At 59.1% G+C, this 25,906-nt stretch carries 18 protein-coding genes; 11 read left to right on the top strand and 7 right to left on the bottom strand.

Translation table 11 applies throughout. The features are described 5' to 3' along the window. Positions 1 to 159: 159 nt before the first annotated feature. The 5 genes from A4R35_RS08225 to A4R35_RS08205 all read left to right on the top strand — a co-directional run bounded on the left by A4R35_RS08225 (position 160) and on the right by A4R35_RS08205 (position 6,878). Positions 160 to 1,197, top strand: coding sequence for a glycosyltransferase family 2 protein (locus tag A4R35_RS08225; RefSeq protein ID WP_112428301.1), 1,038 nt, complete (start codon positions 160 to 162; stop codon positions 1,195 to 1,197). Next, positions 1,194 to 2,363, top strand: a complete 1,170-nt coding sequence (locus A4R35_RS08220; RefSeq protein WP_112428299.1) for a lysylphosphatidylglycerol synthase transmembrane domain-containing protein — start codon at positions 1,194 to 1,196, stop codon at positions 2,361 to 2,363. The genes A4R35_RS08225 and A4R35_RS08220 overlap by 4 nt, the downstream gene beginning before the upstream one ends. After that, positions 2,353 to 4,584, top strand: a complete 2,232-nt coding sequence (locus tag A4R35_RS08215; RefSeq protein WP_189361531.1) for a DUF2079 domain-containing protein — start codon at positions 2,353 to 2,355, stop codon at positions 4,582 to 4,584. The genes A4R35_RS08220 and A4R35_RS08215 overlap by 11 nt, the downstream gene beginning before the upstream one ends. A 42-nt stretch (positions 4,585 to 4,626) precedes the next feature. After that, positions 4,627 to 5,880 (top strand): hypothetical protein, encoded by a 1,254-nt coding sequence (locus tag A4R35_RS08210; protein ID WP_112428295.1) that lies wholly within the window; start codon positions 4,627 to 4,629, stop codon positions 5,878 to 5,880. Positions 5,881 to 6,260: 380 nt separating this feature from the next. After that, the gene (locus A4R35_RS08205) at positions 6,261 to 6,878 is read left to right on the top strand and encodes a DUF4388 domain-containing protein (protein WP_112428293.1); all 618 of its coding nucleotides are present in this window, start codon (positions 6,261 to 6,263) and stop codon (positions 6,876 to 6,878) included. A 123-nt stretch (positions 6,879 to 7,001) separates the two neighbouring features. Here the strand turns inward: A4R35_RS08205 and mfd are convergent, their stop codons facing one another. The 7 genes from mfd to A4R35_RS08170 all read right to left on the bottom strand — a co-directional run bounded on the left by mfd (position 7,002) and on the right by A4R35_RS08170 (position 17,342). Further along, on the bottom strand, positions 7,002 to 10,304 hold the full coding sequence (gene mfd / locus A4R35_RS08200) for a transcription-repair coupling factor (protein ID WP_112428291.1): 3,303 nt from the start codon (positions 10,302 to 10,304) through the stop codon (positions 7,002 to 7,004). Between the two features lie 678 nt (positions 10,305 to 10,982). Next, positions 10,983 to 12,473 (bottom strand): aminoacyl-tRNA hydrolase, encoded by a 1,491-nt coding sequence (gene pth / locus A4R35_RS08195; RefSeq protein ID WP_112428289.1) that lies wholly within the window; start codon positions 12,471 to 12,473, stop codon positions 10,983 to 10,985. Between the two features lie 66 nt (positions 12,474 to 12,539). Then, positions 12,540 to 13,721, bottom strand: coding sequence for a metallophosphoesterase family protein (locus A4R35_RS08190; RefSeq protein WP_112428287.1), 1,182 nt, complete (start codon positions 13,719 to 13,721; stop codon positions 12,540 to 12,542). A 194-nt stretch (positions 13,722 to 13,915) separates the two neighbouring features. Next, the gene (locus tag A4R35_RS08185) at positions 13,916 to 14,953 is read right to left on the bottom strand and encodes a D-alanyl-D-alanine carboxypeptidase family protein (RefSeq protein ID WP_112428285.1); all 1,038 of its coding nucleotides are present in this window, start codon (positions 14,951 to 14,953) and stop codon (positions 13,916 to 13,918) included. Positions 14,954 to 15,087: 134 nt separating this feature from the next. After that, a complete protein-coding gene (gene gatA, locus A4R35_RS08180) occupies positions 15,088 to 16,551 on the bottom strand; it encodes an Asp-tRNA(Asn)/Glu-tRNA(Gln) amidotransferase subunit GatA (protein ID WP_112428283.1) in 1,464 nt (487 codons plus the stop codon). A gap of 3 nt (positions 16,552 to 16,554) precedes the next feature. Further along, a complete protein-coding gene (gene gatC, locus A4R35_RS08175; RefSeq protein ID WP_112428281.1) occupies positions 16,555 to 16,845 on the bottom strand; it encodes an Asp-tRNA(Asn)/Glu-tRNA(Gln) amidotransferase subunit GatC in 291 nt (96 codons plus the stop codon). Between the two features lie 197 nt (positions 16,846 to 17,042). After that, positions 17,043 to 17,342, bottom strand: a complete 300-nt coding sequence (locus tag A4R35_RS08170) for an acylphosphatase (protein ID WP_223258250.1) — start codon at positions 17,340 to 17,342, stop codon at positions 17,043 to 17,045. A gap of 417 nt (positions 17,343 to 17,759) precedes the next feature. Here A4R35_RS08170 and A4R35_RS08165 point away from each other — a divergent pair, with 417 nt between their 5' ends. From A4R35_RS08165 to A4R35_RS08140, 6 genes are all read left to right on the top strand, one after another. Then, positions 17,760 to 18,731: an AAA family ATPase gene (locus A4R35_RS08165; protein ID WP_112428279.1), complete on the top strand. Its 972-nt coding sequence runs from the start codon at positions 17,760 to 17,762 to the stop codon at positions 18,729 to 18,731. 3 nt (positions 18,732 to 18,734) lie between these two features. Continuing rightward, positions 18,735 to 19,958 carry a DUF58 domain-containing protein gene (locus tag A4R35_RS08160; protein WP_112428277.1) on the top strand — a complete coding sequence of 408 codons (1,224 nt, stop codon included), beginning with the start codon at positions 18,735 to 18,737 and terminating at the stop codon, positions 19,956 to 19,958. 127 nt (positions 19,959 to 20,085) lie between these two features. Beyond that, entirely contained in the window at positions 20,086 to 22,464 is a 2,379-nt protein-coding gene (locus A4R35_RS08155) for a transglutaminase TgpA family protein (protein WP_189361529.1), read from the top strand. 153 nt (positions 22,465 to 22,617) lie between these two features. Then, positions 22,618 to 23,016: a hypothetical protein gene (locus A4R35_RS08150; RefSeq protein ID WP_112428273.1), complete on the top strand. Its 399-nt coding sequence runs from the start codon at positions 22,618 to 22,620 to the stop codon at positions 23,014 to 23,016. 960 nt (positions 23,017 to 23,976) lie between these two features. Then, on the top strand, positions 23,977 to 24,921 hold the full coding sequence (locus A4R35_RS08145) for an ABC transporter ATP-binding protein (protein WP_112428271.1): 945 nt from the start codon (positions 23,977 to 23,979) through the stop codon (positions 24,919 to 24,921). 10 nt (positions 24,922 to 24,931) lie between these two features. Continuing rightward, a complete protein-coding gene (locus A4R35_RS08140; RefSeq protein ID WP_112428269.1) occupies positions 24,932 to 25,774 on the top strand; it encodes an ABC transporter permease in 843 nt (280 codons plus the stop codon). The last annotated feature ends 132 nt before the right edge of the window (positions 25,775 to 25,906 follow it).

Raw genomic sequence — 25,906 nt, 5'->3', positions numbered from 1 at the left:
TCTTAACAGCCATTCGTTCTAGATCCCTAGAATGAGATGGTTCCCCCACACGTAAAGGTACCATCGGCTACTGTCAGGGAAGGACAGTATGCTATAATAGGCCGGCGCACGGAGAGCAGGCATCAGCCTAAACTCAGGGTTTTGTGGAGTCCCAAGAGTATGCAGCAGATGGAAATGTCATCGCTAGCTATTCCCCAACGAGCGGATACCGCTGTCACTGCCACTGCTGACAGGGAGAAGAGGCAGGGCGTGGGGATCTCGGTCGTGATCCCGGTCATGAACGAGCAGGAGAATATTCGACCCCTCTTCGAGCGACTGATCGCCCAGCTTGAAGAGCTCGGTCAGTCTTATGAGGTGATCTTTGTCGATGATGGCAGTACCGATAATACCTTTGGCGAGGTGAAGGCCCTGCACGATGAGCATCCCGGTATCGTGCGTGTCATTCGCTTCCGCAAGAATTTCGGCAAAACGCCAGCGCTGGTGGCGGGCTTTAGCCGCTGTCGGGGAAAGATTGTCTTTACGATGGATGGCGATCTCCAGGACGACCCTGCCGAGATCCCGCGCTTCCTGGAGAAACTTGAGGAGGGCTATGATCTGGTCTCCGGTTGGAAGTATCCGCGCCTCGATCCGATTACTAAAACCTTCCCCTCGCGCGTCTTCAATGCTCTGGTCAGAACGCTGACTGGTGTCCCGCTGCACGATATCAATAATGGCTTTAAGGCCTATCGGCGCGAGGTCATCGATGATGCCCATCTCAAGCTCTATGGCGAGTTCCACCGCTTTGTCCCAGTCATGGCCCAGTGGCGCGGCTACCGCGTGACCGAGATCAAAGTTCGCCATCACCCCCGTCGCTTCGGCGTCTCGAAGTTTGGGGCCCGACGCTTCGCTCGCGGGTTGATCGATCTGCTCAATGTGCTCTTCCTGACCACCTTTCTGCGTACGCCTTTACGCTTCTTTGGCCCCTTCGGTTTCTGGACGTTCCTGCTCGGGCTGCTGATCGATGCCTGGGTGGTGATTCGTAGCCGCCTGCTCGAGAATCAGCCTATTCATACGCAGCCAATGCTCTTCGTTGGCATTCTGCTCATGATCTTCGGGGTCCAGTTCGTTCTGGTGGGCCTGCAGAGCGAGATGATCCGCCATTATGCCTTCCAACCAGGGGAGGAGTATAGTATTAAGCAGGAAATCGATGTCCAATGAGCAGAGCGGTCCTTATACGCTGGGTCAAGGTCCTGGTGCGCTTCGGTCTACCAGCGTTGGTGCTGGTCTTCTTCGCTCTCCAGGTGAAGAATAACTGGAGCGCCCTGGCCTCCCATCACTTTGAGTGGAATCCGGTCCTCCTGGGCCTGGCCTTCCTGGGCTTTGTGCTACAGGAGCTGTCTTTCGGGCTGATCTGGAAAAATGTCCTGGCTCGCCTCGGCTACCGCTTGCCCCTGGGCGCCAGCCTGCGCATCTATCTGGGTTCCGAGTTTGTACGCTATATCCCCGGCAACGTCTGGCATGTGCTGACACGGATTCTCTGGGTCGGTAAGTATGGCGTGCCGCGTTCACTGGCCTTCACTAGCATGGTGGTTGAGCTGGTGACGAAGCTGGCAACCGCCGCTTTCATCTTCGCGCTCAGCCTGCTTTTCTGGCGCGATGTCCATGCACTAGGCTCAACCCAGGGCCTCTTCTTTCTAACCTTCAGTGCCGTCGCTATGCTGGCGGTGCTGATTGGACTGCATCCGCGTATCCTCGGGGGTCTGCTCAATCTGGCTCTACGTCTACTCAGACGAGAGCCGGTGAGACTGGCTCTGCGCTACCGTGATATTTTGTTGGTCTCCTTCTTCTGGTGCCTGAGCTGGTTGATCGCCGGCCTGGCTTTCTATGGACTGGTGCTGGCCTTGTGGCCGACGACCCCTCTGGGGGCCCTGCCGATCTGCATCGGCATATACGCGCTCGGTTGGGATATCGGCTTCATCTCCTTTATCACGCCTAGCGGCTTAGGCTTCCGCGAGGGGGCCATTGCTCTGCTCTTCGCTTTCTCACTGCCCGCTTTGCCTGCGGCCCTCGGCTATGTAATAGCCCTGCTCTCGCGCCTGGTCTCAACGCTGGCCGAGCTACTCTGCGTCAGCGTGGCTTATCTCGGCGGCCTGCGCCAGATACGCCAGATTCGTGCTGAGCAGGCGGCAGAGCAGGCAGAGAGGCAAGGTGCAGAACCATTTGGCGAGCACCTGGCCGCCCCAAAGGATGAGACAGTATCTCCGCCTTTGACAGTGACAGTCGGTTATGAAGAGCAGAGAGAGCGAGAGGCTCAGATCCCACAGGCGGCAGTCTCTGAGGAGACGGTCGCTTCCCATGATGGAGGGAGGGGATATGAAAACTAGCTCTGCCCTGCGTAAGTGGCTGGCTGTCTGCTGGAATCGCCTCTATCTCTATCCTCCACCTGAGCCGCTGCCGCGTCGACGCTCCTTCTGGGTAGCGATGGCTTTGGTGGCTGGGGCGACTCTCCTCTTTTCTGCCTTCTTCATCTGGTATTTGACGATCCGTCAGGATGCTTTCCAGACCAACGCCGAAGATCTGGGGATTATGGATCAGGCGGTCTGGTCGATTTTGCATAGCGGGATTCCCCACCAAACGATTTGCAATATTGTCAGTGATACAAATTGCTATAGCAGCAACGGGATTAGTCGCTTCGCCATCCACTTTGAGCCGATCCTCTTTCCTGTAGCTCTGTTCTATCTACTCTGGGCGACGCCGAAGACGCTGCTCGTGCTGCAGACACTGGTGGTGGCCACCGGCGCCTTCCCCGCTTTTTGGCTGGCGCGCCTGCGCTTGCGCAACGAATGGATCGCTGTCGGTTTTGCTCTGCTTTATCTGTTGCACCCTCTCCAGAACCTGGCCTTGCTCAATGACTTCCATGCCGTTACCTTCACCTCCGCCCTGCTGCTGTTTGTGCTCTATTTTATGTACACAGGGCAGACGGTATGGACCTTCGTCTTCGCGGTTCTGGCGATGGCCTGTAAGGAGGAAATTCCTGTCCTGGTGGCCCTCTTCGGCCTGTGGTCGCTCCCCTTCCAGCGGCGCTGGCGCTCTGGCCTCGGTCTGGTGCTGCTGGCTCTCGTCTGGATCGGGCTGGAGCTGGTGATTACGCGCCTCGCTGGGGGGCCGTTGTTGGCCTCGCGCTACGCTCATCTCGGCAATGGGCCGCTCGATATTGCGAAGAATATCTTGCTTCACCCGCTCACTATTCTGAAACAATATGTCTTCGAGCAACAGCATTTCTTCTATTTACGTCAGGTGCTTAGCCCCACTGGCTATTTGCCGCTGCTGGCCCCCTGGGTATTGGTGCTGGCTGTGCCGACGCTGGCGCTCAATTTGCTCAGCTCGAAGCCCGATATGTATAGCGGTCTTTATCACTACAATGCCGAGATTGTCCCCGTGCTGATCTTCGCGAGTATCGAGGCGGTAGTGGTTATTGGTTGGGCAGCTCAGTGGCTGCTGCGCTGGGGGCGCGCCCTCTGGAAGGGAGCGCCGGCTGCCTGGGAGAGCCGGCGCTCGCGCCTGCCCACTCGTGGAATGCTGACAGGTCTGTCGCGCTTGCCTGGTTCTCTCAGCTGGGGCCAGCTCATCTTGCTGACGTTGCTCATGATCTATTTGCTTGCCTCGGTGACGCGGGCCGATGATGCTCATGGGACGATGCCCTTCTCGCCAGGTTTCAAATGGCCAGTGATCAATGCCCACACCCAGCTCGCTGAGCGCTTCATTCAGATGATCCCGCCCTCGGCCTCCGTCTCGGCCCAGTCGGCTCTGGTCCCTCATATCAGCCATCGGCAGCGCATCTATCTCTTCCCTTATCAGGATCAAGAGGCCGATTATATCTTTCTTGATGTGACGAGCGATATGTATCCGCTCTTCCTGAACAGCTATAGCGCTGAGGTCAAGAAGGTTCTCTTCAGTGGGCAATACGGTATTGTGGCCGCTCAGGATGGCTATCTACTGCTAAAACGCGGCCTTCCGGCTCCGGGCATCTCGCCCGTCTCCCCAGTGCAGAGCGGACCAGAGGCTCTACCCGCTCTGCCCACCGCTTTCTGCTCCTTCCAGTGGGTTACGGAGCAGCAGGTAGAGCACCCGATCACGGCAACCTTCAGGAAGAGTAACAGTGCTCAGCCTTTGGTTGATGTGGTTGGTTACAGTACGCCGACACCAGCGACAATCGATGGCGGAACCTATCTGCAGTTCACGTTCTATCTGCGGGCCAGAAGCACCTCGCTGCCCGCGCTCAATCCCCTGGTCTTGCTCAGAGATAGCGCTGGTCATGAGCACCTGTTGTCGCAGGATTTCCCTGGCTTCGCTTTTTGCCCAACAACGACCTGGCGGCCTGGCCAAATCTACATGCTGAAGACTCTGGCTTTCAGCCTGGGCTCTGTCCACGTCGCTCCCGGGCTAGCCCATATTTCTATTGCGCTTGTACCTGTGAGCCGTTCGGGCAGTACAATGATGGATGTGCAGGCCAGACTGCCTGTGCAGCTGCAAAGTGCATCCGGGGCAGTGAGGGCGATACCGGATGCACGGGAGCTACAGTTGACGAGCGTGTTTGTTCGCTAACTTCAGAGGCGCCGCTGAGTGCGCGTAGAAAGGGTTTGTGGCATGGGAGTTTTGCTTGGTCAACTCCCGCTAGCAGAGCTGGGACGCTTAAAAGCTGAGCTGGCGGAGACCTTGATCGCTAACTTCTGCTACCCGCGATTTTACGATTATCGAACCGAGTCCCTGCGCATGCGCCCGGTCGATAGCGCGAAGCGCAAGGAGGTCTGGCTCTATTTGAGCGCGGTCGATTTCACGGCCTGGAACCGCGTGGACGTGATGTCGCCGGAGCTGCAGACCTATATTGAGCGCCTCTTTATCCATTTCGTCCAGCGGAATCGGGCGTTTTTTGGTAATCAGGGGCGGAAGCGCATGGCCGATGTGCGCATGCTAATTACGACCTCTGCTCAGGCAGTGGCCGAAGGACTCCGCGCCCATCTGGCCAGTCCCCAGAAGAAACGGTCGACCTTTGGCAGCCCACGGCCAGTCCCTTCTTGGGCCACGACCCACGCCACTCCTCTTCCCGAGTTGGGTTGGGAGCAGATTAGTCAATCAACGCTCTTGTTGCAGCAACAGCTGCAGGAGCTGCGCGGAGAGGCAGGCAGCTATGAAGGCCGCCAGGTGGGCGCCAGCTTGCCCCCAGGCCCAGGGAGACCGGCTATACCTCTGCCAGCGACTCCCACCGCCTCGGGAGCATTGGCCCCTGGCCGCGCGCCAGCCCCAGCTGAGGAGCGCTCGTCCGCTGCCGCCTCCGCCGCGCCTGTTTCGGCACCTCCGACGCGGCGTGTTCCTCCTATTCCCTCGCGCGCGCTGCCCGGCTCCCCTTCCACTCCTGCGGCAGCAGGCCCCCAGGCCGCGCCCGTGCGTCGTCCTTCCGGGAAGCTTCCTCAACCTGGGCCTGCTCCTCAGCCGGCAGAGACCTCCTCAGCCCAGGCTGCTGCCTCGTCAACCGCTCCGGTGCCGGTCCAGCCTCGCTCACCCGCAGGCTCTCAGGCTGGCGGACGCGCTCCCGCTCCAGCAGAGGGAACGCCGCTGCCGGCCAATGAGGATGTGACCATCTTTGAAGAGATGCGCCAGCAGCTGGTGCTCTGGTTGCGCCTGGAGGCGGTGCGCTTGGGTTTGGATATTTCTGGACAAAGTCCTTCTCAGTTGATCGAATTGCTGCGGCGCCAGGATGGCTTTGAACAGACGCGCCTGCAGGTTATTTCTAGCTTGCTGAATTTGATCACTCAAGTGCTTAAAAATGGCAAGGCCAGCCCGATGGATTATAAGCAGGGACTGATGTTCTTCCTCATGCATACACGCCAATTGCGCCCCTGATATCTCTACTGTCTGTGCATTGCCTCTGGAGTCCTGTCCCCTCTCTAGAGGCAATGCATTCTTCTGCTTGAAGCTCTATTTATGCTAGGGTGCTGCCTTTCTCCTTGTTTTAGGGGAAAATGCTCCTTCTTCTGAAAACAGGGCCTCCATAAAAATTTCGTTAAGAATCTTCCCTACAGGAATATTTATGTTTTTTACACCTTCCCGCTCCCATGAGGCTATGGTATAACACGTATAGTAATACGGGGATTTTTATGGCCTGGAGATACATCTTCTTGAGCGCGTACGCGCTCTGCTAACTGGCAAGAGGAACGAACGCTTCCTGAAATGGAGGCGGGTGGCTCTTGTTAGGAGGGACCCTGGAGGGAGTGTTATGCCTCATGGCTAAAGGTCGTGACAAGACTGCTGATAGCCTTCTACCTGTGTTGGAATTCTTCCGGACGAGGCAGCAGACTGGGCTGCTGAGCGTGGAGCGCCTGCGCAATGGACAGCTGGAGGAAGGGGAGATCTATTTGCGCGCTGGCCGTCCCGTCTATGCCGCTGCCGGTCAACTCGCCGGCCAGGATGCGCTCAATCTCCTGCTGACCTGGAGCCCTATCCGCTTCGCCTTTTTCCCGGATGCTCCTTATCCGATGCGCTCCGATAGCTCCTCTCTGCCCGCAGCGCGCCTCACTCCTTTGCTACCCGGGGTGGCGCGCAGCGAGAGCGATCCTCAGCTCCCTCTGGCGCCGGAGAAGGTCAACGACGATGCGGCTGGCTATATTGGTATATCTACATATGGTAGCAGCTATAAGCCCGGCCTCGAATGGCTGGTGCCGCGGCGCCTGAGCAACGATCTGAGCGTCTTATCGCTGCTGAGTCGGCGACAGCGCTCGGTCTATCTGCTTGTCGATGGACGGCGCACGGTTGCTGATCTTGCCCGTTGTACCAAGAAGAGCGTGCAGGAGATTGAACGTATCCTTATCGAGCTTCAAGAGCAAGGTCTCGTGGCTATCTGAGCCAGCGGAGAGCGAACGAGCAAGCTCACCTGAGACAAGGCTGCAGTTGCCTTGCCTGGGCGTTGTCCAGCGACTGCCTGATCCGCCCGCCGGTTCACTGCCTGGCGAGGCGGTCAGGTCTGGTCAGGCTGCTGTGGTCATCATCGGTAGTAGTTCGCTCAGCTGCTGCAGCCAATTGGTACCCAGCAGGCGGCGTGGAATGCGGATAACCCCTTGCTGGACGCGAGCCTCGTTACGGAAGCGATGGTAGAGGGCCACGCGGTTCGGAATCACCGAACGTCTGACGGTAACTACCAGCTCATTGTTTTTGAGCGAGATGGCCTCAATGCCCTGGTGGGCTGCCTCGATCTTGAGCCGGATGAGGGTGAGCAAGTTCTGTACTGGGGGCGGGGGGGCCCCAAAGCGGTCGGTCAACTCGGCAGCGATGGCCTCCACCTGCTCATGGGTGGTGAGATTGGCCAGGCGCTGGTAGAAATTGACCTTCAGGGTGCGGTCCCCAATATACTCATCCGGCAAATAGGCATCGAGCGGCAGGTCAATGGTGACCCCGGGCATGCTCGTCTCCTCTTTCTGACCCTGCAGTTCCTGCACCGCCTCAGCCAGCAACTTGCAATAGAGATCGAAGCCCACTGAGTTCATGAAGCCCGACTGTTCTGCCCCGAGCAGATTGCCCGCGCCGCGCAGCTCCAGGTCCTTCATGGCGATGCGGAAGCCGGCTCCCAGTTCTGTGGCTTCAAAGATGGCGCGGAGCCGCTTCTCCTGCAGCGGTGTCAGGCGGGCTTCCTTGTTGTAGAGAAAGTAGGCATACGCCTGCTGGGCTGAACGCCCCACGCGACCTCGCAGCTGGTAGAGCTGTGCCAGCCCGAAATGGGCGGCGTTGTTGACAATGATGGTGTTAGCATTGGGAATATCCAGCCCGTTTTCGATGATAGTTGTGGAGACCAACACGTCGTACTCGCCGTTAGCGAAGCCCAGCATGATCCGCTCCAACTGCTCCTCGTTCATCTGCCCATGAGCTACGGCGATACGGGCTTCGGGCACAAGCTGCTGCAGCTTTTGCGCCAGCATTTGAATACCAGCGACGCGATTATGCACGAAGAAGACCTGACCTCCGCGGTCAAGCTCGCGCAGGATGACCTCGCGGATCAGCCCTTCGTCATATTCCCGAATGGCTGTTCGGATGGGCAGGCGTTCCTGGGGGGGGGTCTCGATGACGCTCATATCGCGCAGGTTAACCAGGGCCATGTGCAGTGTGCGAGGAATCGGCGTGGCCGTCATGGTCAACACATCGACCTCGGTGCGTAGCTGCTTGAGTCGCTCCTTGTGCATGACCCCGAAGCGCTGCTCCTCGTCGATGATGAGCAGCCCGAGCTGGAAGAAGACAACGTCCTTCTGCAGTAAGCGGTGGGTGCCGATAATGATGTCGATCTTCCCCAGGGCAAGGTCTTCCAGAATCCGCTTCTGCTCCTTCTCGGAGCGGAAACGGCTTAGTAGCTCGACGCGCACAGGATAGGGCTTGAGCCGCTCTTTGAAGGTATTGTAGTGCTGGAGGGCGAGGACGGTAGTGGGCACAAGAACTGCCACCTGGCGCTGATCCAGCACGGCCTTGAAGGCGGCTCGCAGCGCAACTTCGGTCTTCCCATAACCCACATCGCCGCACACCAGGCGATCCATCGGCCTGGGACGCTCCATATCGGCCTTAACTTCTTCAATGGCGCGCGCCTGGTCAAGCGTCTCCTCGTAAGGGAAGGCATCCTCCAGCTCTTTCAACCACGGCTGTTCAGAGTCGGGAGGAAAGGCATGGCCCTCGGTGGTCTCGCGCAGACTGTAAAGACGCAGTAGCTCACGCGCAACGTCCTGGACGCTCTCTTTGACCCGCGCTTTGGCCCGCGTCCATTCGGTGCTGCCTAGCTTGCTGAGAGCCGGCACAGCCTCTCCCATACCGATATAGCGTGTCACACGGTCAAGCTGGTCCGTAGGGATGTAGAGCTTGTCGTTGCCGGCGTAGCGGATGAGCAGATACTCGCGCTCGACGCCGGTCAGGTTCATTCTGACCAGGCCTTCGAAGCGCCCGATGCCGTGCTCCTGGTGGACGACATAGTCGCCGGGATTCAGCTCGGTCAGGAAAGAGGCTGGCGTGACGGGTCGGCGTCGCTGGGCCGGGCGGCGCTTGGACCAGCCAAAGACCTCCGCGTCAGAGTAGACATTGAGGCCCAAAGCGCGCGACTGCCAACCCTCTGCCAGATGCCCCTGGATGAGGGTAAGACTGCCCTCGGCGGGCAGCTCTTTGATGCTGCTGCCGGGACTGACGTGAATCGGCCCCTCTTCGTCGGTGCTGGCCTCGTCGGCAAAGACCTCAGCGAGGCGACGTGCCTGGGCTGTGACGATCACAACGCGCTCGCGCCTGGCCAGCGCTTTACGGCAGTCGTGGACGAAGGCCCGGATGCGTCCACCGTAGGAATTCGCGCTGCTGCACGTCGGCAACAGCGGCTCTTGACCGGGCGCAGAGGCTCCATCGGGATCGTGCTCCCCTGTGGCGGCAAGGATGCCAGCGAAATGGAGCTGACGGCGCTGCTGCAGACGTGGACTCAGCTCCTCCCAGGAGAAGTGCGCCGGTCGCAGATGGGCCGGGTTCTCGCGCTCCGCTTCCAGGCGCGCCTTCATCTCCTGAGCCTGGGCATCGAGGTCGCGGATACGATTCTGAATATGCTCAGGCTCGTTGAGGATAACAAGGGCATCCTTGGGAAGGTAGTCGAGCAGCGTCACCGGCTCGTGTAAGTAGGGCAGATAGAAAGCGATGTCCTCGAAAGAACGACTCTGGCGCAGCAGTTCCAGGTCACGGCGCCAGCGTTCCTCTGCGTCGCGATGGAGGATGCGCAGATCGAGCTTCTCTAGCTCGCGGGCCGCCTGTGCTCCGCGCGTTGGCAGAGCCTCGCGTGCTGGCCCAATCAGACAGCTCATGAGTGGATTGAGCGAGCGCTGGGTCTCTGGGTCGAAGGTCCGCAGCGACTCGACTTGATCGCCAAAGAACTCGACACGCACCGGTCGGCTCAGCGTGGGAGGGAAAAGGTCAACAATACCCCCACGATGACTGAATTGACCCGGCTCCTCAACCTCGGCTACTGGCTCATAGCCTAGATTATAGAGGTGCTCCAGCAACAGCGGGAGATCCAGTTCCTCGCCCTGCTGCAGCTCATAGAGGGTGCGACTCAGCTCATGAGGCGGCATCAGCGGCTGTGTCAAAGCCCTCGCTGCGCAGACGAGCAACTGTTGCGGCTCGCGTCGCAGCAGGCCGATGAGGGCTTGCATGCGTTTCTGAAGCGTCTCGGCGTCGCTAAGCAAACGCTCGTATGGCAGGGCGGTGCGCCCCGGAAAGTAGAGGACCTGGCTACCCTCCGGGGCGAACATGGCCAGACTCTCTGCCATCTGCCGCGCCCCTTCTTCTTCGTCTGTGACGATCAGCAGCGGCTGCTCGTATGCTGCCGCCAGCGCAGCGATAACGAAAGGACGAGCCGGTTCTGTAATTGCGTCAAGAACCGGCAGCCCTTCAGCAGCACGCAGCCTTCTGAGTAGTCGTTTGAAATCGGTTCTCTGGGTGAGCAGTGATAATAAGCCTTGGAGTGTCAATCTTGCCTCACAACACCAGCTAAGATTTCTTGGTGTGACTGGTTTCTTCTGCTATGCTGTTGTACTATTGCTGTACTCTATCAGATTTGCTTGTTTGCTGGCTGGCTGAGGGCTTAGCTCAGCGGGTGCGGCATACTGAGGTGTCCTGCTCCTCTGGCACTGGCTGGCCCGACAAAGGGAGCAGGCCCATGCGGCGATCCTCAGTCTAGCACAGCGGGCCTCTCCTGTCGAGAGAGCAGGTCTTCCCATCAGAGTTAGCTGTGTGGGCCGAGAAGCATTGCTACCCCACTGAGCCTGTGATCCCTCGTGACCTGACGACTGCCGGCGCCGGCCAGCCTCTTCCCCACCGTCCCGGCAGACACGACGTGCCAACCCAGGCCGAGGTCTGGCTTGGCAATGAGGATTGATCGCTCCTGTCTTTCTTATAGTTTATCTTATCATAAGCAGGCTCAGCCTGGCAAAAAGGAGTGGAGGCGCTTACTGAGCCTTGGGTGCCTCTGGTTGGCGGCTGCGCACGCGGGCATAGGCCCGTCCAATGGCGGCACGCAGGCGTTGGGCCGAAGCTTGCAGCGCCTCATCGCTATCGTGGCCAAAGCCACCGGAGCGGGGGGTCCCTCCGATTTCCAGGATAGCAGGGCCAGCAAAGCCGCGTGCGAGCAGCTCTTCGCAGTAGCCCTCAATATCCAGGGTTCCCAGACCCAAAGGCAGGTGATAATTCAACTGTGGCAATGGCGTATCCGAGACATGGATCAGGATCATCCGTGGAGTCAGCGCCAGGTAGTCAGGCAGGGCTTCAGGAAGGGTATGATTGATGTCCCAGACAAAGCCCAGCTCGGGCACTTGCTCCAGCAACCAGGCGCAACGATCCGGTCTGGCGAAGGGAGCAGCCGCAGGCTCGTTGTGCTCGATTCCCAGCAAGAAAGGTGGAGACTGAGAGGTAGCCAGGGCCAGGGCCTCCTGGAGAGCGGGGGCAAGACGTTCTTCCAGAGCCTGGAGGGCATCAGGGTTGGCGGGCGAGGCCGTCAGATGAAAATGGACGCGACTACAGGGTAAACGGCGGATCGCTGGGAGATTGGCCGCCAGTACTGTGGCCAGGGTTGCCCCGCTTGGCGTGGTTCCTGCTGCAGTCAGCGAGAGAGTGATCTCCAAGGCACAGGCCAGGCCAGACCCCTGTAGGGCCGCCGCGACTGTCTCAAAGGAATCTCCCAGCGTCTGCTCGCTAAGCCCTGTTTCTGAACCACGGAGCTGCAGCCACTGGAAGCCACAGGAGCGAGCAAAGGCGATCTCCTCGCGCAGTGGACGCCAGTGGCTGGGGAAAAGGCGGGCTACCATGCCGATCTGGATCGGAGGACGGCGGGTTTGTTGGCGCTGACGTTGTTCCTCTGCGCGGCGCCGGGCCTCTGGGTCACTGTTCACCACGCTCATGGCGGTCTCCAGGCCGCGCATGAGCACCAGCTCGATAGCTGCCACGGCCTCGTCTTCCGCTCGTTCCAGCTGGCCGCGCTCTGCGGCAGGAGGAACCCCCAGCACATAATCGATCACACTCATCCGTGGGTGGGTCGGGCGTCCGATACCAACGCGCAGGCGTGGGAACTGATCACTATGCAAATGATGAACGATGCTCTCCAGGCCATTGTGACCGCCAGTGCTGCCCCGGGCGCGCAGGCGCAATCGTCCGACGGGGAGATCGAGATCATCGCAGACGACCAGGATATCCTGGGGAGAAAGCCGATACCAGCGGGCAAGCCCACCCACGGCCTCGCCGCTGAGATTCATATAGGTCAGGGGCTTCACCAGAACGACCTTCTCTCCCCCAAACGAGCCGCTAGCCAACAAGGCCCGATTGCGCTCTTCGCTCCAGCGCCAACCCAGCTTCTGAGCCAGCTTCTCAACGACACGGAAGCCGACGTTGTGACGCGTCGGCGCATATTGAGGGCCAGGGTTGCCCAGTCCAACAATCAACTTCATTTATTGCTGATTCAGAGACCTGTTATCTATTTTTAGGGAAAAGACGAAAAGAGATCTATAGCCGAGCTAACGACCGTAGGCCAGACGTATAGCCAGATACTGAGGCAAGCCGGCCCTAATGATTTTCTCCTGTGTCTTCTTGATATCGTAGGGCACTCGGTAGAACTCAAAGCCGGCTTCTGTGTCATAGATCATGAAAGCGGCGCGTGGATCACCATCGCGTGGCTGTCCCACTCCGCCGGGATTAATAATCGCCCGATAGCCGGCAGGCGGGTCCCAGTGGCCTTCTGGCGGAGTCAGCATTTCGTTGGTGACCTTGATCATGCTCTGGCTGAGGCCAAGCAAAGCCAGCAATTCCTCGATCTCACTGTTGAGGCGATCCTCGGCGCTGAGGATCTCCTCCTCGGAAGTCCGCGCTTCGATCGCCTCAAGCGCTGCCACAATATCGGCGTACTCACCTTCCTGCTCCGGCTCGTTGGCCTCGGTTCTGGGCGTCTCTTCGTCGGCAGAGACCTGCTCGACATTGGCAGCTTCTCTGGTTGTCGCTGGGGCAACCGTCTTTGTCGCTGCTCCTTGCAGCTCTTCAGCGGCCTCCTCCGTCGGTTCAGGACGCTCGCCTTCGCCCAGACTGGCAGAAGCAGACTGCTCTGAGCCTGAATCACCCATGCTGCCCTCATCGGCCTCGGCGGCAGTCGCTGCAAAAGCCGTTTCCTGCGCGCGTTCCCCAGAAGCGCCGGAGCTGCTGGCCTTGTTAACGCCCATCGGCTGCTGGAAGATCACTGGAATATGGGTATGGCCCACAAAGCAAAAGCGGCTGCTAAAATACTGGAAGCTACGCTCAGCCAGCACCTCGGAGGTCAGGTACTCCCAGAGGGGACCGTAAGGACTCCCGTGCACGAGTGTCACGTCGCCGATATCAAGACGCTCGGGGAGGTTAGCCAAAAACTCACGATGCTCTTCCGTCAGCTGCTGAGCAGTCCACTCGGCGGAGATGCGCGCGGCGGCGCTAAAGTCGTCAAGATCGATCTTGTTGACCGCCGCCCAGTCGTGGTTGCCCGCGATGATCACATCAGTACGCTCGCGCAGCAAAGAGATACAGGCATTGGGGTCGGGGCCATAGCCAACCAGGTCCCCCAGGAACCAGATCTGATCGATGGGTTTCTCTTTAGAGATCTCATCGATCTTGGCGAGCACTGCTTCCAGTGCTTCCAGGTTCGCATGTATATCGCTGAAAACGGCGTAACGCATTGCTGTCCTTTGTGCCAAAGGTTAGTGCGAGCATGGTCAGGTCGTAAAGCTTATTCTATCATGTTTACGTCCACCTGACCAGTACGTCTTGCCGCCAAGATGGGCCAGAATCCGGCATCATATAACGGACCTGGCAGAAGCTACCAGATGCGCACAAGATCTGCCGTGGCCAGCCTCGCCGGGCATCCTCAAAGCTAGATAGGAGGTGGGGCCGAGGGGCCGGGAGGCGCGACGGGAAGCGAGAAACCCCAGTCGAGCAGGCGGCGGGCGTCCTGAAAGCGAGCTTCAGGGCTAGGGGTATCGAGCACGACGCCGATCAGGTGATGGCCGTTGCGCGTAGCCGAAAAGACCAGGCAGTAGCCGGCCTCTCCCGTAAAACCCGTCTTGATGCCTGTCGCTCCTGAATACGTGCTCAGCAACTCGTTCGTCGAGGTCCAGACGTGGGCCGCATGAGTAGCGGTTGCTGGCACGGAATAGACGCGGGTGCCCACAATCTGGGCGAAGAGCGGGATGCTCATGGCATAGCGGGCCAGGCGCACCAGGTCGAAAGCCGTAGTGTAGTGGCCTGGCGCCGGTAGCCCATCCGGGTTTGCGTAATGTGTCTGGAACAGGTGCAGTCGCAGGGCATAGAGGTTCATGAGGGCCACAAACTTCGCCGTTGAGCCGGACAGCCCATCGGCAATCGCAATGGCCGCGTCATCGCCCGAAGGTAGAAGCAGCGCGTAGAGCAGGTCGCGCAGCGTCAACTGTTCTCCCACCTGTAAGCCTGCGTTGCTCCCATCATTATCGCGGGCCTCATTTACTGCGTCGGCGCCGACCGTAATCTCCTGATCGAGGTTGCCGATTTGCAAAGCGATGACCGCTGTCATAATCTTCGTTGTGCTGGCCATAGGGCGCGGCACCTCACCGTTGATATCGGCCAGAATGCGATCGCTATCGGCGTCCAGCAGCATAGCCTCGGCGGCGGTCAGCGAGGGGGGTGAGCCGCGAGGAGTCAACACGGGGGCCAGGGTTGGCCGTGGTGTTGGCGAGAGCGAAGACGACCCTACAGTTGGGGTCTCCGTCATGCTGGGACCGCCTGCCAGCCCGGTCCCCCAAGGGGTAAAAACCAGCAAAGAAGCCCCGATAGCGATGAAGGCGGCCAGGGCCAGAAGTAGCGCTGCCAGCATACGGCTGACCAGCGGTGGCAGGCTTGGAAAAGCAGAGCGGGGACGATGCTGCTCTTGTGGCAAGGACAGACTCTCCTTCCTCGGTTCCGTCCACAGCAGGTAGAGGGATAGCCAGATGAGAGGCAGACAGACAGTCGCTTGCCCGGCCCGACTTGTTCAGGCGAAGCAAGCTCTCTGGGCTGCTCTCTTCCTCTACACTACAGGGCCGGGCGCTGGATATGATAGTCCGTTACACGCTGGAAAGCATCAGCCACGCGCAGAATCGTCGCCTCGGCAAAGGCGTTGCCGAGAATCTGCAGCCCTACGGGCAGGCCCTCGCTGAAGCCACTGGGAATCGAAATGCCGCAGATCCCGGCCAGATTCGCCGGGATAGTGAAGACATCGTTCAGGTACATCTGGTAGGGATCTGATAGCTTCTCCCCCAGCCTAAAAGCCACCGTTGGTGAGGCGGGGCTGACCAGCACGTCGCACTGCTCGAAAGCACGCTCGAAGTCCTGTGCGATGAGCGCCCGCACCTTCTGAGCCTGTTTATAGTAGGCATCGTAGTAGCCGGCGGAGAGCACATATGTTCCCAGCATGATACGGCGCTTGACCTCTGGCCCAAAGCCATATTGACGTGTCTTATCAAGAGCCTCCCACATATCGCTGGTGTCGCGATAGGAGTAGCCGTACTTTACGCCATCGTAGCGAGCCAGATTGGCGCTTGCCTCGGCTGGGGCGATGATGTAGTAGGCGGCGACCCCATAGCGGGTATGAGGCAGTGAGACCTCGCGGATCTCGGCCCCCAGCTCGCGCAAACGATTGACCGCCTCCTGGCCAACGCGCGCCACGCCTGGGTCCATACCAGGAGCTTCCCAGTACTCGACAGGCACACCGATACGGAGGCCGCGGATCTCGCCCGTTAGCTCCGCCGTATAGTCCGGTACAGGAGTGGCTGAGCAGGTGGAATCACGTGGATCGGGGCCGGCGATGGCCTGCAGTAGCAGAGCGGCATCGCGGGCTGTACGCGCGAAGGGGCCGATCTGGTCCAGCGAGGAAGCGAAAGCAACCAGGCCAAAGCGGGAGACGCGACCGTACGTTGGCTTCAGCCCTACCACGTTGCAGAGCGCTGCTGGCTGACGAATCGAGCCGCCAGTGTCGCTGCCCAGCGCTCCCGGAGCCATGCCCGCGGCCACGGCAGCAGCCGAGCCGCCGCTGCTGCCGCCGGGAGTGCGTTCCAGGTCCCAGGGGTTATGCGTGGGGAAAAAAGCCGAGTGCTCGGTCGAAGATCCCATGGCGAACTCGTCCATATTGGTTTTCCCAAGCATCACCGCTCCTGCGGCCTGGAGGCGCTCCATCACCGTTGCATTAAAAGGAGGGCGGAAATGCTCCAGCATGCGTGAGCTGCAGGTTGTTGGGATATCCTTGGTGCAGATCACGTCCTTAATGGCCAGCGGGATGCCTGTGAGAGGGGTCACCTGCTCGCCGCGCTGCAGGCGCTGGTCGGCCTCCTGGGCTTGCTGGAGCGCCAGGTCTGCTGTCACCAGAGTAAAGGCCCGGATGCGCCCATCGAGGGCCTCAATCCGCTCCAAAAAAGCGCGTGTCAGCTCAACAGAAGAAATCTGGCGCTGGCGCAGCAGCGTCGCCGCTTCACTCAGCGTTAGCTCATGCAAAGCGCTCATCGGCTAGGACTCCTCCAACACAGCGTTCACCTTCAGACATTGCTCCTCCTGGTCGGGGGCATTGGCCAGGAGCACTTGCGGGGGATAGGAGGGAGCAGGCTCATCCTCACGCATCACGTTCGTGAGACGTGAAGCATGGGCCAGGGGAGAGACTCCGCTCACGTCTGCCTCGCGCAGAATAGCCATATGCTCCAGAATGCTGGAGAGCTGTTGGCGAAAAAGCTCAACCTCCTCGTCGCTCAGGCCGAGTCGTGCCAGCTGGGCAATGTGGAGTACCGTTTCTCGATCGATCAAAACCCCGAGCCTCCTTCACTCTGACTAACCTGTTGATCGCTGTTGTCCTCTCTTTTTATACAGTGGAAGCTCAAATGAGCCAGAATAGAGACGCTTGACGAACCAGAATCTGCAATAAGCGTCAAAAACGCTCTCAGCAAGACAGTGCAGGGTGAAACTGCGCTGCCAATGGAACAGCAGAGTAGCAAATAAGTGAGCTACCAGCGGATATGGAAGCCACTCAGTGGCTCACTGGGCTGGCGCCAGTCGACGCGGACCTCATGGACCTCAGCGGCGGAAGGACCACGGTGCAGCAGAGTCAGCAACCGTTCCAGAGCGGCGCGTGGCCCTTGCGCCAGCACCTCCACGCTGCCATCGGCCAGGTTGCGCACGTAGCCGCGCAGACCCAGGGCCGTAGCGTGATGCATGACAAACTGGCGGAAGCCAACCCCCTGGACATATCCCAGGACGCGGGCGTAGAGTTCTTGCCTCTCGTTGTCCTGTTGCATGGCTTTCATGATACCATACTCACCCTTGTGAGGATAGTCCTTTCTTTTAGGAGCAGGACGGATGGCTTAGCTCGGACTGGCTGGAGGGCAGCGGCGAACAGAGGGGAACCTCCTGATGCTCTCGCCTGCCTCCCGTCTCCTCTGCCAGACGAAGGAGGAGGGGCCATTCCTTCAGCCAAAATTCAGCAATCTTTGCTAGACTGGCAGCAGATTGCGATCGTTGCTCCACTGTCAACGTTATTATAGAAGAAAAACGGAGGCAGACGCTGTAGCGATCACCAGTGCTCAGCCCGCGCCATAGGAGAAGGGTAGGAGAGGCTGGCGTCCAGGGCAAACTGGTATCATCCAGGCGGGCAGTGTGGTACACTAAAGCAGGTTGAGCTGTTCCTGGATTCGGGCCTCCGCGACCTGATCGGAGAGTAGAGCATGCAGTCTGTACAGGATCTCGCTGCTGCTGTTCAGCGAGTGATTCGCAACGTTGAGAGCGTCATTGTTGGTAAAGCCGAAGCTGTCACCTTCACCCTGATCGCCGTCATCTGTCGGGGCCATGTCTTGATTGAAGATGTGCCGGGCGTGGGCAAAACGGTCCTGACCAAGTCCATTGCGCGCTCGATTGGCTGTAGCTTTAAGCGCATCCAGTTTACCCCTGATCTTCTGCCAAGCGATATCACCGGTGTCTCAATCTACAACCAGAAGACGGGCAATTTCGAGTTTCGCCCTGGGCCGATTATGGCGCAGATTGTGCTGGCCGACGAGGTGAACCGCGCAACACCCAAGACCCAGTCGGCTCTGCTGGAAGCGATGGAGGAGTCGCAAGTCACCGTCGATGGCCGGAGCTATCCCTTGCCTGAGCCATTCATGGTCATGGCTACCCAGAACCCCATCGAATACGAAGGAACTTTCCCCTTGCCCGAGGCCCAGCTCGATCGCTTTATGATGAATATCAGCCTGGGCTATCCTTCCCCTGCCGATGAGATCAATATCCTCAATAGCCAGCAAGACCATCATCCTCTTGAGGATCTGCAGCAGATCATGACGGCGGAGGAACTGCTAGAGATACAGAAGCAGATTCGAGCTATTCATGTTGACCAGTCTATTCGTGAGTACATTGTGGCCATCACCAACGCCACGCGCCATCATGGTAACATTTATCTCGGAGCCAGCCCGCGCGGCTCGCTAGCGCTCTTCCGCGCTGCGCAAGCGCTGGCGGCCATTCGCGGGCGTAGCTACGTGATCCCTGACGATGTCAAGATGATGGTCAAACCAACGCTGGCGCATCGAATCATCGTCACCCCGGCGGCCCGCGTGCGCTCGGTCACCTCCTCGGCCATTCTGGACGAGATTCTGCAGACGGTGCCGGTCCCGGGCGCCTGGGTCGGAGGAGGAAAGGCGCGCTGAGCCATGCGGAGCTGGCAGACCGTTTTTCTGGTGCTCTTGATTGTGGTGACGGGCTTTCTGGCCATCAGTAGCGGCTGGAAGGCGCTCTATGTGGTCACCTATGTATTGCTGGCCGTCTTTCTGCTCTCACTGCTGTGGGCCCATTACAGTCTGCGCGGATTGGTCTTTCATCGCGCGGCCCCTTTTGGGCGCGTCCAGGTGGGTGATACCTTCGACGAGCGCCTGATGTTAGATAATGTCAGCATCTTTCCCAAACTCTGGGTGCAGATCGTCGATGGCTCCACGCTGCCTGGCCATCGCGCCGGTTATGTCGCCAGCATGGGCGGACGCAAGCGCGCGCTCTGGCGGGCCCGTACGGTCTGTCGGCGCCGGGGTCGCTACCAGCTTGGCCCCGTGATCGCCAGCAGTGGCGATCCCTTCGGCCTCTTCCGGCGTCATCGTCTGCTCTCGCCGGCCTATGAGATTCTCGTTCTGCCGCGCGTCATTCCTCTGGCAGGCTTTGCCTTTTTTACTGGTGGTCTGCCTGGTAAAGGGCGCAGTACCCGTCGCGCGCTCCATACGACAACGAACGCTACCACTATCCGCGAATACGCCAGCGGCGATTCGCTCAACCGCATTCACTGGCCTTCAACGGCACATTATAATAAACTGATGGTCAAGGAATTCGATCTTGATCCAGCAATGGATGCCTGGATCTTCCTTGATCTCCATCAGGCAGTGCAGGCGGGCGAGGGAGAAGAATCGACAGAAGAATATGGCATTACGATCGCAGCCTCGCTCGCCGTCTATCTGCTGCGTCAGGACCTGTCTCTGGGCCTGATTGTCAACGGCGAGCGTCGAGAGTTTCTGGCACTGGATCGCGGCGAGCGCCAGATCGAGCGTGTGCTGGAGCTGCTGGCGGTGGTCAGAGCAGGATCTGGACCGGACTTGAAGGAGGCGTTGGCGCTGGATGCCCTGCATTTTGGTCGCAATACAGCGGCCATTGTGATTACCCCGTCAACCTCACGCGACTGGCACGAAGGGTTAAGGCATTTGCGCCGCCGTGGGGTCCAGGTGGCGGTAATCGGACTGGAGGCCGCTTCTTTTGATGGACGACCCGTCGATGAAGATACGTGGGCCTTGCTGGAAGGCGAGGGCGTTCCCGTGCTGCGCGTCAGGCGGGGCGACTCGCTAGCAGAGGCGCTCGAACGCGGCCCGAGCGTGCGCTCTCTCCAATGGAGGTCTTGATATGGGCCAGGCCACTGCTGATCGTTTCTCTCGGCTGTTCTCGGAGCCTGAACTCCGCCCCAAGGGGGCAGGTTCACCAGCCCCAAACCCGGATAAGCCAGGGCTGAGCTGGTCCTCGCTCAAGGAGTTGTTCCATCTCGAAGAAGGCTACTTCTCGCTCGTGCTGGTGACCATCGTCGTCTATAGCACCATCTGGTCGGTGCAGGTGGCTGGCTGGGTAGCCCATCTGGAGGTGCTCACCCTGACGACCGCACTTGGCCTGCTGCTCGGCTTGTTGGCCGGGCGCCAACGTTGGCTCCCTCCCTGGCTCGTTCTGCCGCTGGCCCTGGTGCTCGGTCTGCTCATCGCCTACTGGCAGACCGCAACTGCCGACTTCAACGGTAGCTTTCCTCTCTTCTTCAGCGCCCTGCGGGCCTGGGTGGCGATCGCTCTGGCTGGGGGTACGAGTAGTGACGATTCGATCTTTCTCTTCCTGATCACCGCTCTCAGCTTCTGGCTGGCCTACGCCAGTGTCTGGCTGGTCTATCGCACTCGTGTGCCACTGCTGATGATCCTGCTCAACGGAGCGGTGTTGCTCATTAATCTCAGCAATGTACCTGTTGGCTATCTGATCTTTCTCTTTGTCTTTTTGTGTGCCTCACTGCTGCTCCTGCTCCGCTTTTCGCTCTTTGAGTCGATGCGCCGCTGGAAGCGACTGGGTCTGCGCTGCGCCGACGACTTGGGCTGGGACTTCATGCAGGCCGGCCTGCTGGTTTCGCTGGCGGTGGTGATTCTCTCCTGGATTCTGCCGGGCAGCTATGTCAATGCTGATGCCGCTCAGATCTGGGATCTTGACAGCAATCCCTGGGTGCAGGTTGAGAATGCCTGGGACCGTCTTGTCGCTGTCAATGGGGGAGTAATTCCATCGAATCGCGGCAACTTCACTAATTCGCTGGTGCTGGGTGGTAATCCGCATCTGAACAATGACATCGTTTTCCGCATCACGAGCAGCGAGGGAGGGCAATATATTGCCTCGCTCGCCTATGACACCTACGATGGGCGTGGCTGGTCGACCAGTCCCACCTACAGTATCTCGCTGCCGAAGGGCCAGCAGATTCCGCCCGAGGGCACGCCTGTCCATGCCGTGACGCTGCAGATCACCGTCGTCAATCCTCCGGGTGAGCAGCAGCCCTACCTCTTCACGCCCTGGCAGGCGGGCCAGCTTGACCAGCCTGCGGTTGTGCTCGTGAGCAAAAGCACTACCAGCATCGTGGCCGTGCTGCGCAAAGGGTCCAAGCTGGCGGCAGGTGATCATTACACGGTCCAGTCGTATGTCTCCTCAGCGGATGTCAAGACCCTGGAGTCGGTCCCTTTCCCTTCCGCAGCTCCCAAGCTGCCGCCCAACTATGAGGGCCCTCTCCCCACCGATTATTATGATCCCGCCATCCTGCAGACCTATCTGCAGTTGCCTCCCCATCTTGATCCCAATATTCGCATCCTGGCCGAGCGACTGACCGCCGGCGCTCACACGATGTACGACAAGGCAGTGGCTTTAGAAAACTACTTCCGTGGCTATACCTACTCAGTCGATGTCCAGCTGCCTCCCGGCGATGAGCCGGTCTCCTGGCTGCTCTTCCGCAGCGGTCACCGGGCGTTCTGTAATTACTTTGCGACGGCGATGGCGGTAATGGCGCGCGAACTTGGGATGCCGGCGCGAGTGGTGACTGGCTATGCGCCGGGCACCTACGATCCTTCTACCCATCAATGGGTGGTGCGTGGTACTCAGGCCCATGCCTGGACGCAGATCTACTTCGCTGGCTATGGCTGGATCAATTTCGAGCCTTCTCCGGGATTTCCGGCCTTCACCCGCCCGCTTCCCAATCAGTACAGCTCGTCAGATAGTGGCTCGACGATCACCCCTGGTCAGGGCATTTCGCCCAGCGCCACGACGCCACGGCGTCTCCCGCTGCCGAATGATGAAACCGGGGCAACGGGGGGCAGCTCCCAGGGGAGCGGTCTGAGCTGGCAGCAGTCATTGAGCTACTTCACTCTGAGCGTGATCTTTGCTCTCGCCTGCCTGTTGATGCTCTTCGCCATCTGGTGGCGGCGGCTCTTCCGTCACTTGCGTCTGACAGCCCAAATCTACGGACGCATCTGTCTATTGGCGAGCTGGGCCGGCTTCACTCCCCGTCGCGCCGAGACGCCTCACGAATATATCCAGCGTCTCAGTGACGTGGCTCCCGAGCAGGCGCCGCTCTTGCAGCGTCTGGGGGATCTCTACGTGCGCGATCTGTGGGCGCCCCCGGGTAGCCCTGAGCACCCAGCCAGCTCGGGCGAAATGCGCGAAGCGCCAGCCCTCTGGCGGCAGATTGAGCCGCGTCTCTTCCTTTACCTCCTGCGTCATCCCTATGTGCTGGTCAGGGCGCCTGTGCACTTTATCCGTTGGCTCTGGGAACACCTGCGCCGTCTATGGCGCAGAGGTCGCTCATTCGATTTGCCAGCGCCAACCGCCCTGGAAGATCTCTGACGCTTGTGAACGAAGTGAGAGAGAAGGCTCAGTCGGAGCCAGGGAGCACTTGACCTGCTCTCCCTCTTCCGTTAAACTGTACTATGCCACCTTGGAACTTTCCCAGGCCAGGGTGGCATGTGCCCTTTAAGCTGATCCTTATGGAGTGATGCGATGATTGATCGTGTTGTGCTGGAACAGGATCGGGAGATGCTGGCCAGCATCCGGGAACGGCCTCTGGAGATCCCCGATGCCTATCCGGTGAAGCTGCAGGTGCTCGACCTGGCTCGCCACGTGGTCGTCGCCCCGGATGGAAAGCGCTACGTGCTGGCGACCTTCGATGATCGCCGCCTGGGCCGCGGCTTTGTTACAGCTGTCTATCCTCAGCAGAACGGTTATCTCACCCTCTATCGGTTGGTGATCTACGAGCATAGTAGCAATACCCCGCAAGAGGCGATTGAGTGCCATAAACGGCTGGCAAAGATCATCCAGCAAGGGCAACTGATACAGTTTGTGAAACAGGCGAAAGCCGAGACTAAAACCGAAGTGAAGGCCGGGCTGGGTAGTCGTTAGCCCGGCCTTCGCTCCTCTTAAGCTGATCTTCCCTCGCTCTATTGACCAGCGTTGATCTTCCCTTGACAAAGGAGTTTTTTTACCGTATACTCGTTCTAGACCTTTTCTAAAAAGTAATCATTCACTTGAGGTCCTGTGGCCCCGTGCCGCTGCTTCGGGGCCTTTGGTGTCCCCATCTGGGGCGAAAAAACAGTCGCTGCGCTTAGCGCAAGCCCAAGGATAGGGAGGTGAGCTAATGGTAAGCAATCGTGTGCTCCTGGCCTCTTGGCCTCTCCAGCAGGAGAGGAGCAGGGGGATTGTTTTGCCATTCGCTATCTCTGCCCTTTCCAAAGGCTACGCTGGCCTTTCTTCGCTGTTACTCACTACTCCATGCCTGGTTGACTCGGGGATCAGTGGGCCCATTTGCGGGGAGTCGCCGCCTGTTTTACACCTGGCGCCTGATGTGTGACAAAAGCGCCAGGTGCTGAAGAGCGATCTCTCGACCGTGGGCACTGAGACAGCAACCTTCAGTCCCACGGTTTTTTGTCGCCTTTTTCCTGGTCGGGCGATGACATCCATTCTGTTCCCTGGGTTGCAGCAGCCTTGGAGTACTGAGACTGAGAAGCCTCGGAAAAACCGGGCCGAGTTCGCTTCCGTCGGCCAAGAAACTCCACTATTCACCTGCTCGACATGCCTGTCCGCTCATCTGACCCGGCGCTAGCTAACGGGCTGGCTGGCTGACCTGCCCGGTTTGAAGCCTGTCATGGCCTTGTCATACGACTCGCCCTGAACTGTGTGCTTCCAAGGCGGGTGGAGCTGTTCTTTAGGGCAGATGGAAGACCGGTCGAGTGATCGTGGTAAGAGGCCCCGGCTGGTAGTATCTTTCCGATCGACCGTTCTGGTTTCTCTCCACGCTGGAGAGCAGCGTGGACCGGACGGGGACAGCCAAGACGATGCTCACAAGCAAAGGAGGTTTACTGCATGGCGATACAGCGCCTGCTCCCAACATTATCTACACCGACGTTGGCAGATCACCAAGAGGAGCAAGATGCTGTTCTTGTTGAGGAGGTCACGAAAGTCTTTATGAAGTCTCGTCCGTGGCTGCCCTGGCAGAAGGGAAAAGATGCGCGCACGGTGCGGGCGGTGGATCGGGTGAGCTTGCGGGTTAAGCGTCGCGAAATCATCGGCATTCTCGGCTCAAATGGCTCGGGCAAATCCACACTGATTCGCATTCTCTCCACGCTGCTCATTCCTGATAGCGGGCGGGTCACGATCTTTGGCTACGACGTCGTGCGGGACGAGGCCATCGTGCGCCGCCTGATCAACCGCGTAAGTGTTGAGGCTTCCTTCTTCAAGAAGCTCTCACCGATGGAGAACCTGATCTATGCGGCGCGTCTCTACAACCTGCCAGGGCGTCTGGCGCGCGAGCGAATTGTCTCTATCCTGGAGCGCCTGGGAATCGGGGCCGCGCGCATTAGACAGCCGCTGGAAGATATGTCGCGCGGTATGCAGCAAAAAGTCGCTATTGCCCGCGCTTTTCTGACGGCTCCCGTGCTGCTGCTCCTGGATGAACCGACGACCGGCCTTGATCCTCGCTCAAAACTGGATGTGCAAACCTTTGTTCGCGAGCTTCGTGAGGTTCACGATGCAACAATCCTTCTGACGACCCATGATCTGGAAGAGGCTGAGGCTCTCTGCGATCGTGTCGCGATTATCGATCAGGGACGTATTGTGGCGCTAGGTTCGGTTGACGAGCTGAAACAGGAAGTGATGCGCCAGCTGGGACTGTCCGTACCCGCGAGCATGCATCAGGTGTTCATGCACTATACAGCCAGCCATCGTATCACGGAAGAGGATATTCTTCGCTACGGCAGTTGGGAAAAAGCCTTTGAGGCTTTGGAAGCTATGCGTGAAGAGGAGGAATAAAAAGGACGTTATGATGTTTACTGCTTTAGTGCACCGAGGACGGGCAACCTACGCTTTCTTTGAGCGCAACTGGAACCTGACCAGGCGCTACTGGGCCTGGGAAATTGTTTGGTTGCTCTACAACATCGTCAACGCTCTCAGCGTGACCTTCATCGGAGCCGCTGCTGAGCAGATTACCGGGGCAAAGGTCAAGTTCGACACCAACTCACTGCTGTTGGTACTCGTGATCGGCACCTCGGTCTGGTCCTATCTCAGTGTAACCTTCGACGGCGTAACTGACATTATCAATATGGAGCGCTGGGAGGGCACTATCGAATATACCTTTATGGCTCCCATCTCGCGCTTTACCCATATGGTCGGGAGCTGTCTTTACGCTGTTGCTCATGGACTACTCTTTACGCTGATACAGCTGCTGGTCATTGCAGCTTTCTTCCATATCGATCTAAGCCATGCTAATTACCTGACGGCACTCTTTTTGCTGTTGCTGGGTAGCATCTCATTTATCGGCTTTGGCATCGGAGCAGCGATTCTACCGCTGTTGTACACGGAGAAGGGCATGCAGATGTCGTTCATCGTCAAAGCCGTTCTGTTGCTGGTCTCGGGGGTCTACTATCCTATCTCAGTGCTGCCGGGCTGGATGCAGCCGCTGGCGCGTATTTCGCCAGCTACTTATGTGCTGGAGGGCCTGCGCGAAGCGATCATGCAGGGCCGGCCTCTCTGGTCTCCTGAGATCTGGAGCTGTACCTGGCCCCTGATCCTGACGGGTCTGATTAGTGTGCCAGCGAGTGTCTACGCTTTTAGCCTGGCGGAACGCTATGCTAAGCGAACGGGGAAGCTGAAAAGGAATGGCTGAGGCCCAGGCCCCGGCCCTGGCTGCTCTGGTGAAGGTCTGTCGCGTGGCTGACAGGCCGGAGAGCTAACCGGCGAACGGGCTGGGGCTGGGCCGTTTATTGCCGTGGTTTCCCCTTCCAGAGGAGGACAACGG

Source organism: Thermogemmatispora tikiterensis (genome assembly GCF_003268475.1).
Taxonomy (GTDB): Bacteria; Chloroflexota; Ktedonobacteria; order Ktedonobacterales; family Ktedonobacteraceae; genus Thermogemmatispora; species Thermogemmatispora tikiterensis.
The sequence above is the reverse complement of the archived record's forward strand: the minus strand, read 5'-3'. Positions and strand labels throughout refer to the sequence as shown.

Excerpts from the sequence above, each read along its gene's own strand:
- A4R35_RS08225 (WP_112428301.1), top strand. The coding sequence starts at position 160 with ATGCAGCAGATGGAAATGTCATCGCTAGCTATTCCCCAACGAGCGGAT.
- A4R35_RS08220 (WP_112428299.1), top strand. The coding sequence starts at position 1,194 with ATGAGCAGAGCGGTCCTTATACGCTGGGTCAAGGTCCTGGTGCGCTTC.
- A4R35_RS08215 (WP_189361531.1), top strand. The coding sequence starts at position 2,353 with ATGAAAACTAGCTCTGCCCTGCGTAAGTGGCTGGCTGTCTGCTGGAAT.
- A4R35_RS08210 (WP_112428295.1), top strand. The coding sequence starts at position 4,627 with ATGGGAGTTTTGCTTGGTCAACTCCCGCTAGCAGAGCTGGGACGCTTA.
- A4R35_RS08205 (WP_112428293.1), top strand. The coding sequence starts at position 6,261 with ATGGCTAAAGGTCGTGACAAGACTGCTGATAGCCTTCTACCTGTGTTG.
- mfd (WP_112428291.1), bottom strand. The coding sequence starts at position 10,304 with ATGGCAGAGAGTCTGGCCATGTTCGCCCCGGAGGGTAGCCAGGTCCTC.
- pth (WP_112428289.1), bottom strand. The coding sequence starts at position 12,473 with ATGAAGTTGATTGTTGGACTGGGCAACCCTGGCCCTCAATATGCGCCG.
- A4R35_RS08190 (WP_112428287.1), bottom strand. The coding sequence starts at position 13,721 with ATGCGTTACGCCGTTTTCAGCGATATACATGCGAACCTGGAAGCACTG.
- gatA (WP_112428283.1), bottom strand. The coding sequence starts at position 16,551 with ATGAGCGCTTTGCATGAGCTAACGCTGAGTGAAGCGGCGACGCTGCTG.
- A4R35_RS08170 (WP_223258250.1), bottom strand. The coding sequence starts at position 17,342 with ATGAAAGCCATGCAACAGGACAACGAGAGGCAAGAACTCTACGCCCGC.
- A4R35_RS08165 (WP_112428279.1), top strand. The coding sequence starts at position 17,760 with ATGCAGTCTGTACAGGATCTCGCTGCTGCTGTTCAGCGAGTGATTCGC.
- A4R35_RS08160 (WP_112428277.1), top strand. The coding sequence starts at position 18,735 with ATGCGGAGCTGGCAGACCGTTTTTCTGGTGCTCTTGATTGTGGTGACG.
- A4R35_RS08150 (WP_112428273.1), top strand. The coding sequence starts at position 22,618 with ATGATTGATCGTGTTGTGCTGGAACAGGATCGGGAGATGCTGGCCAGC.
- A4R35_RS08145 (WP_112428271.1), top strand. The coding sequence starts at position 23,977 with ATGGCGATACAGCGCCTGCTCCCAACATTATCTACACCGACGTTGGCA.
- A4R35_RS08140 (WP_112428269.1), top strand. The coding sequence starts at position 24,932 with ATGATGTTTACTGCTTTAGTGCACCGAGGACGGGCAACCTACGCTTTC.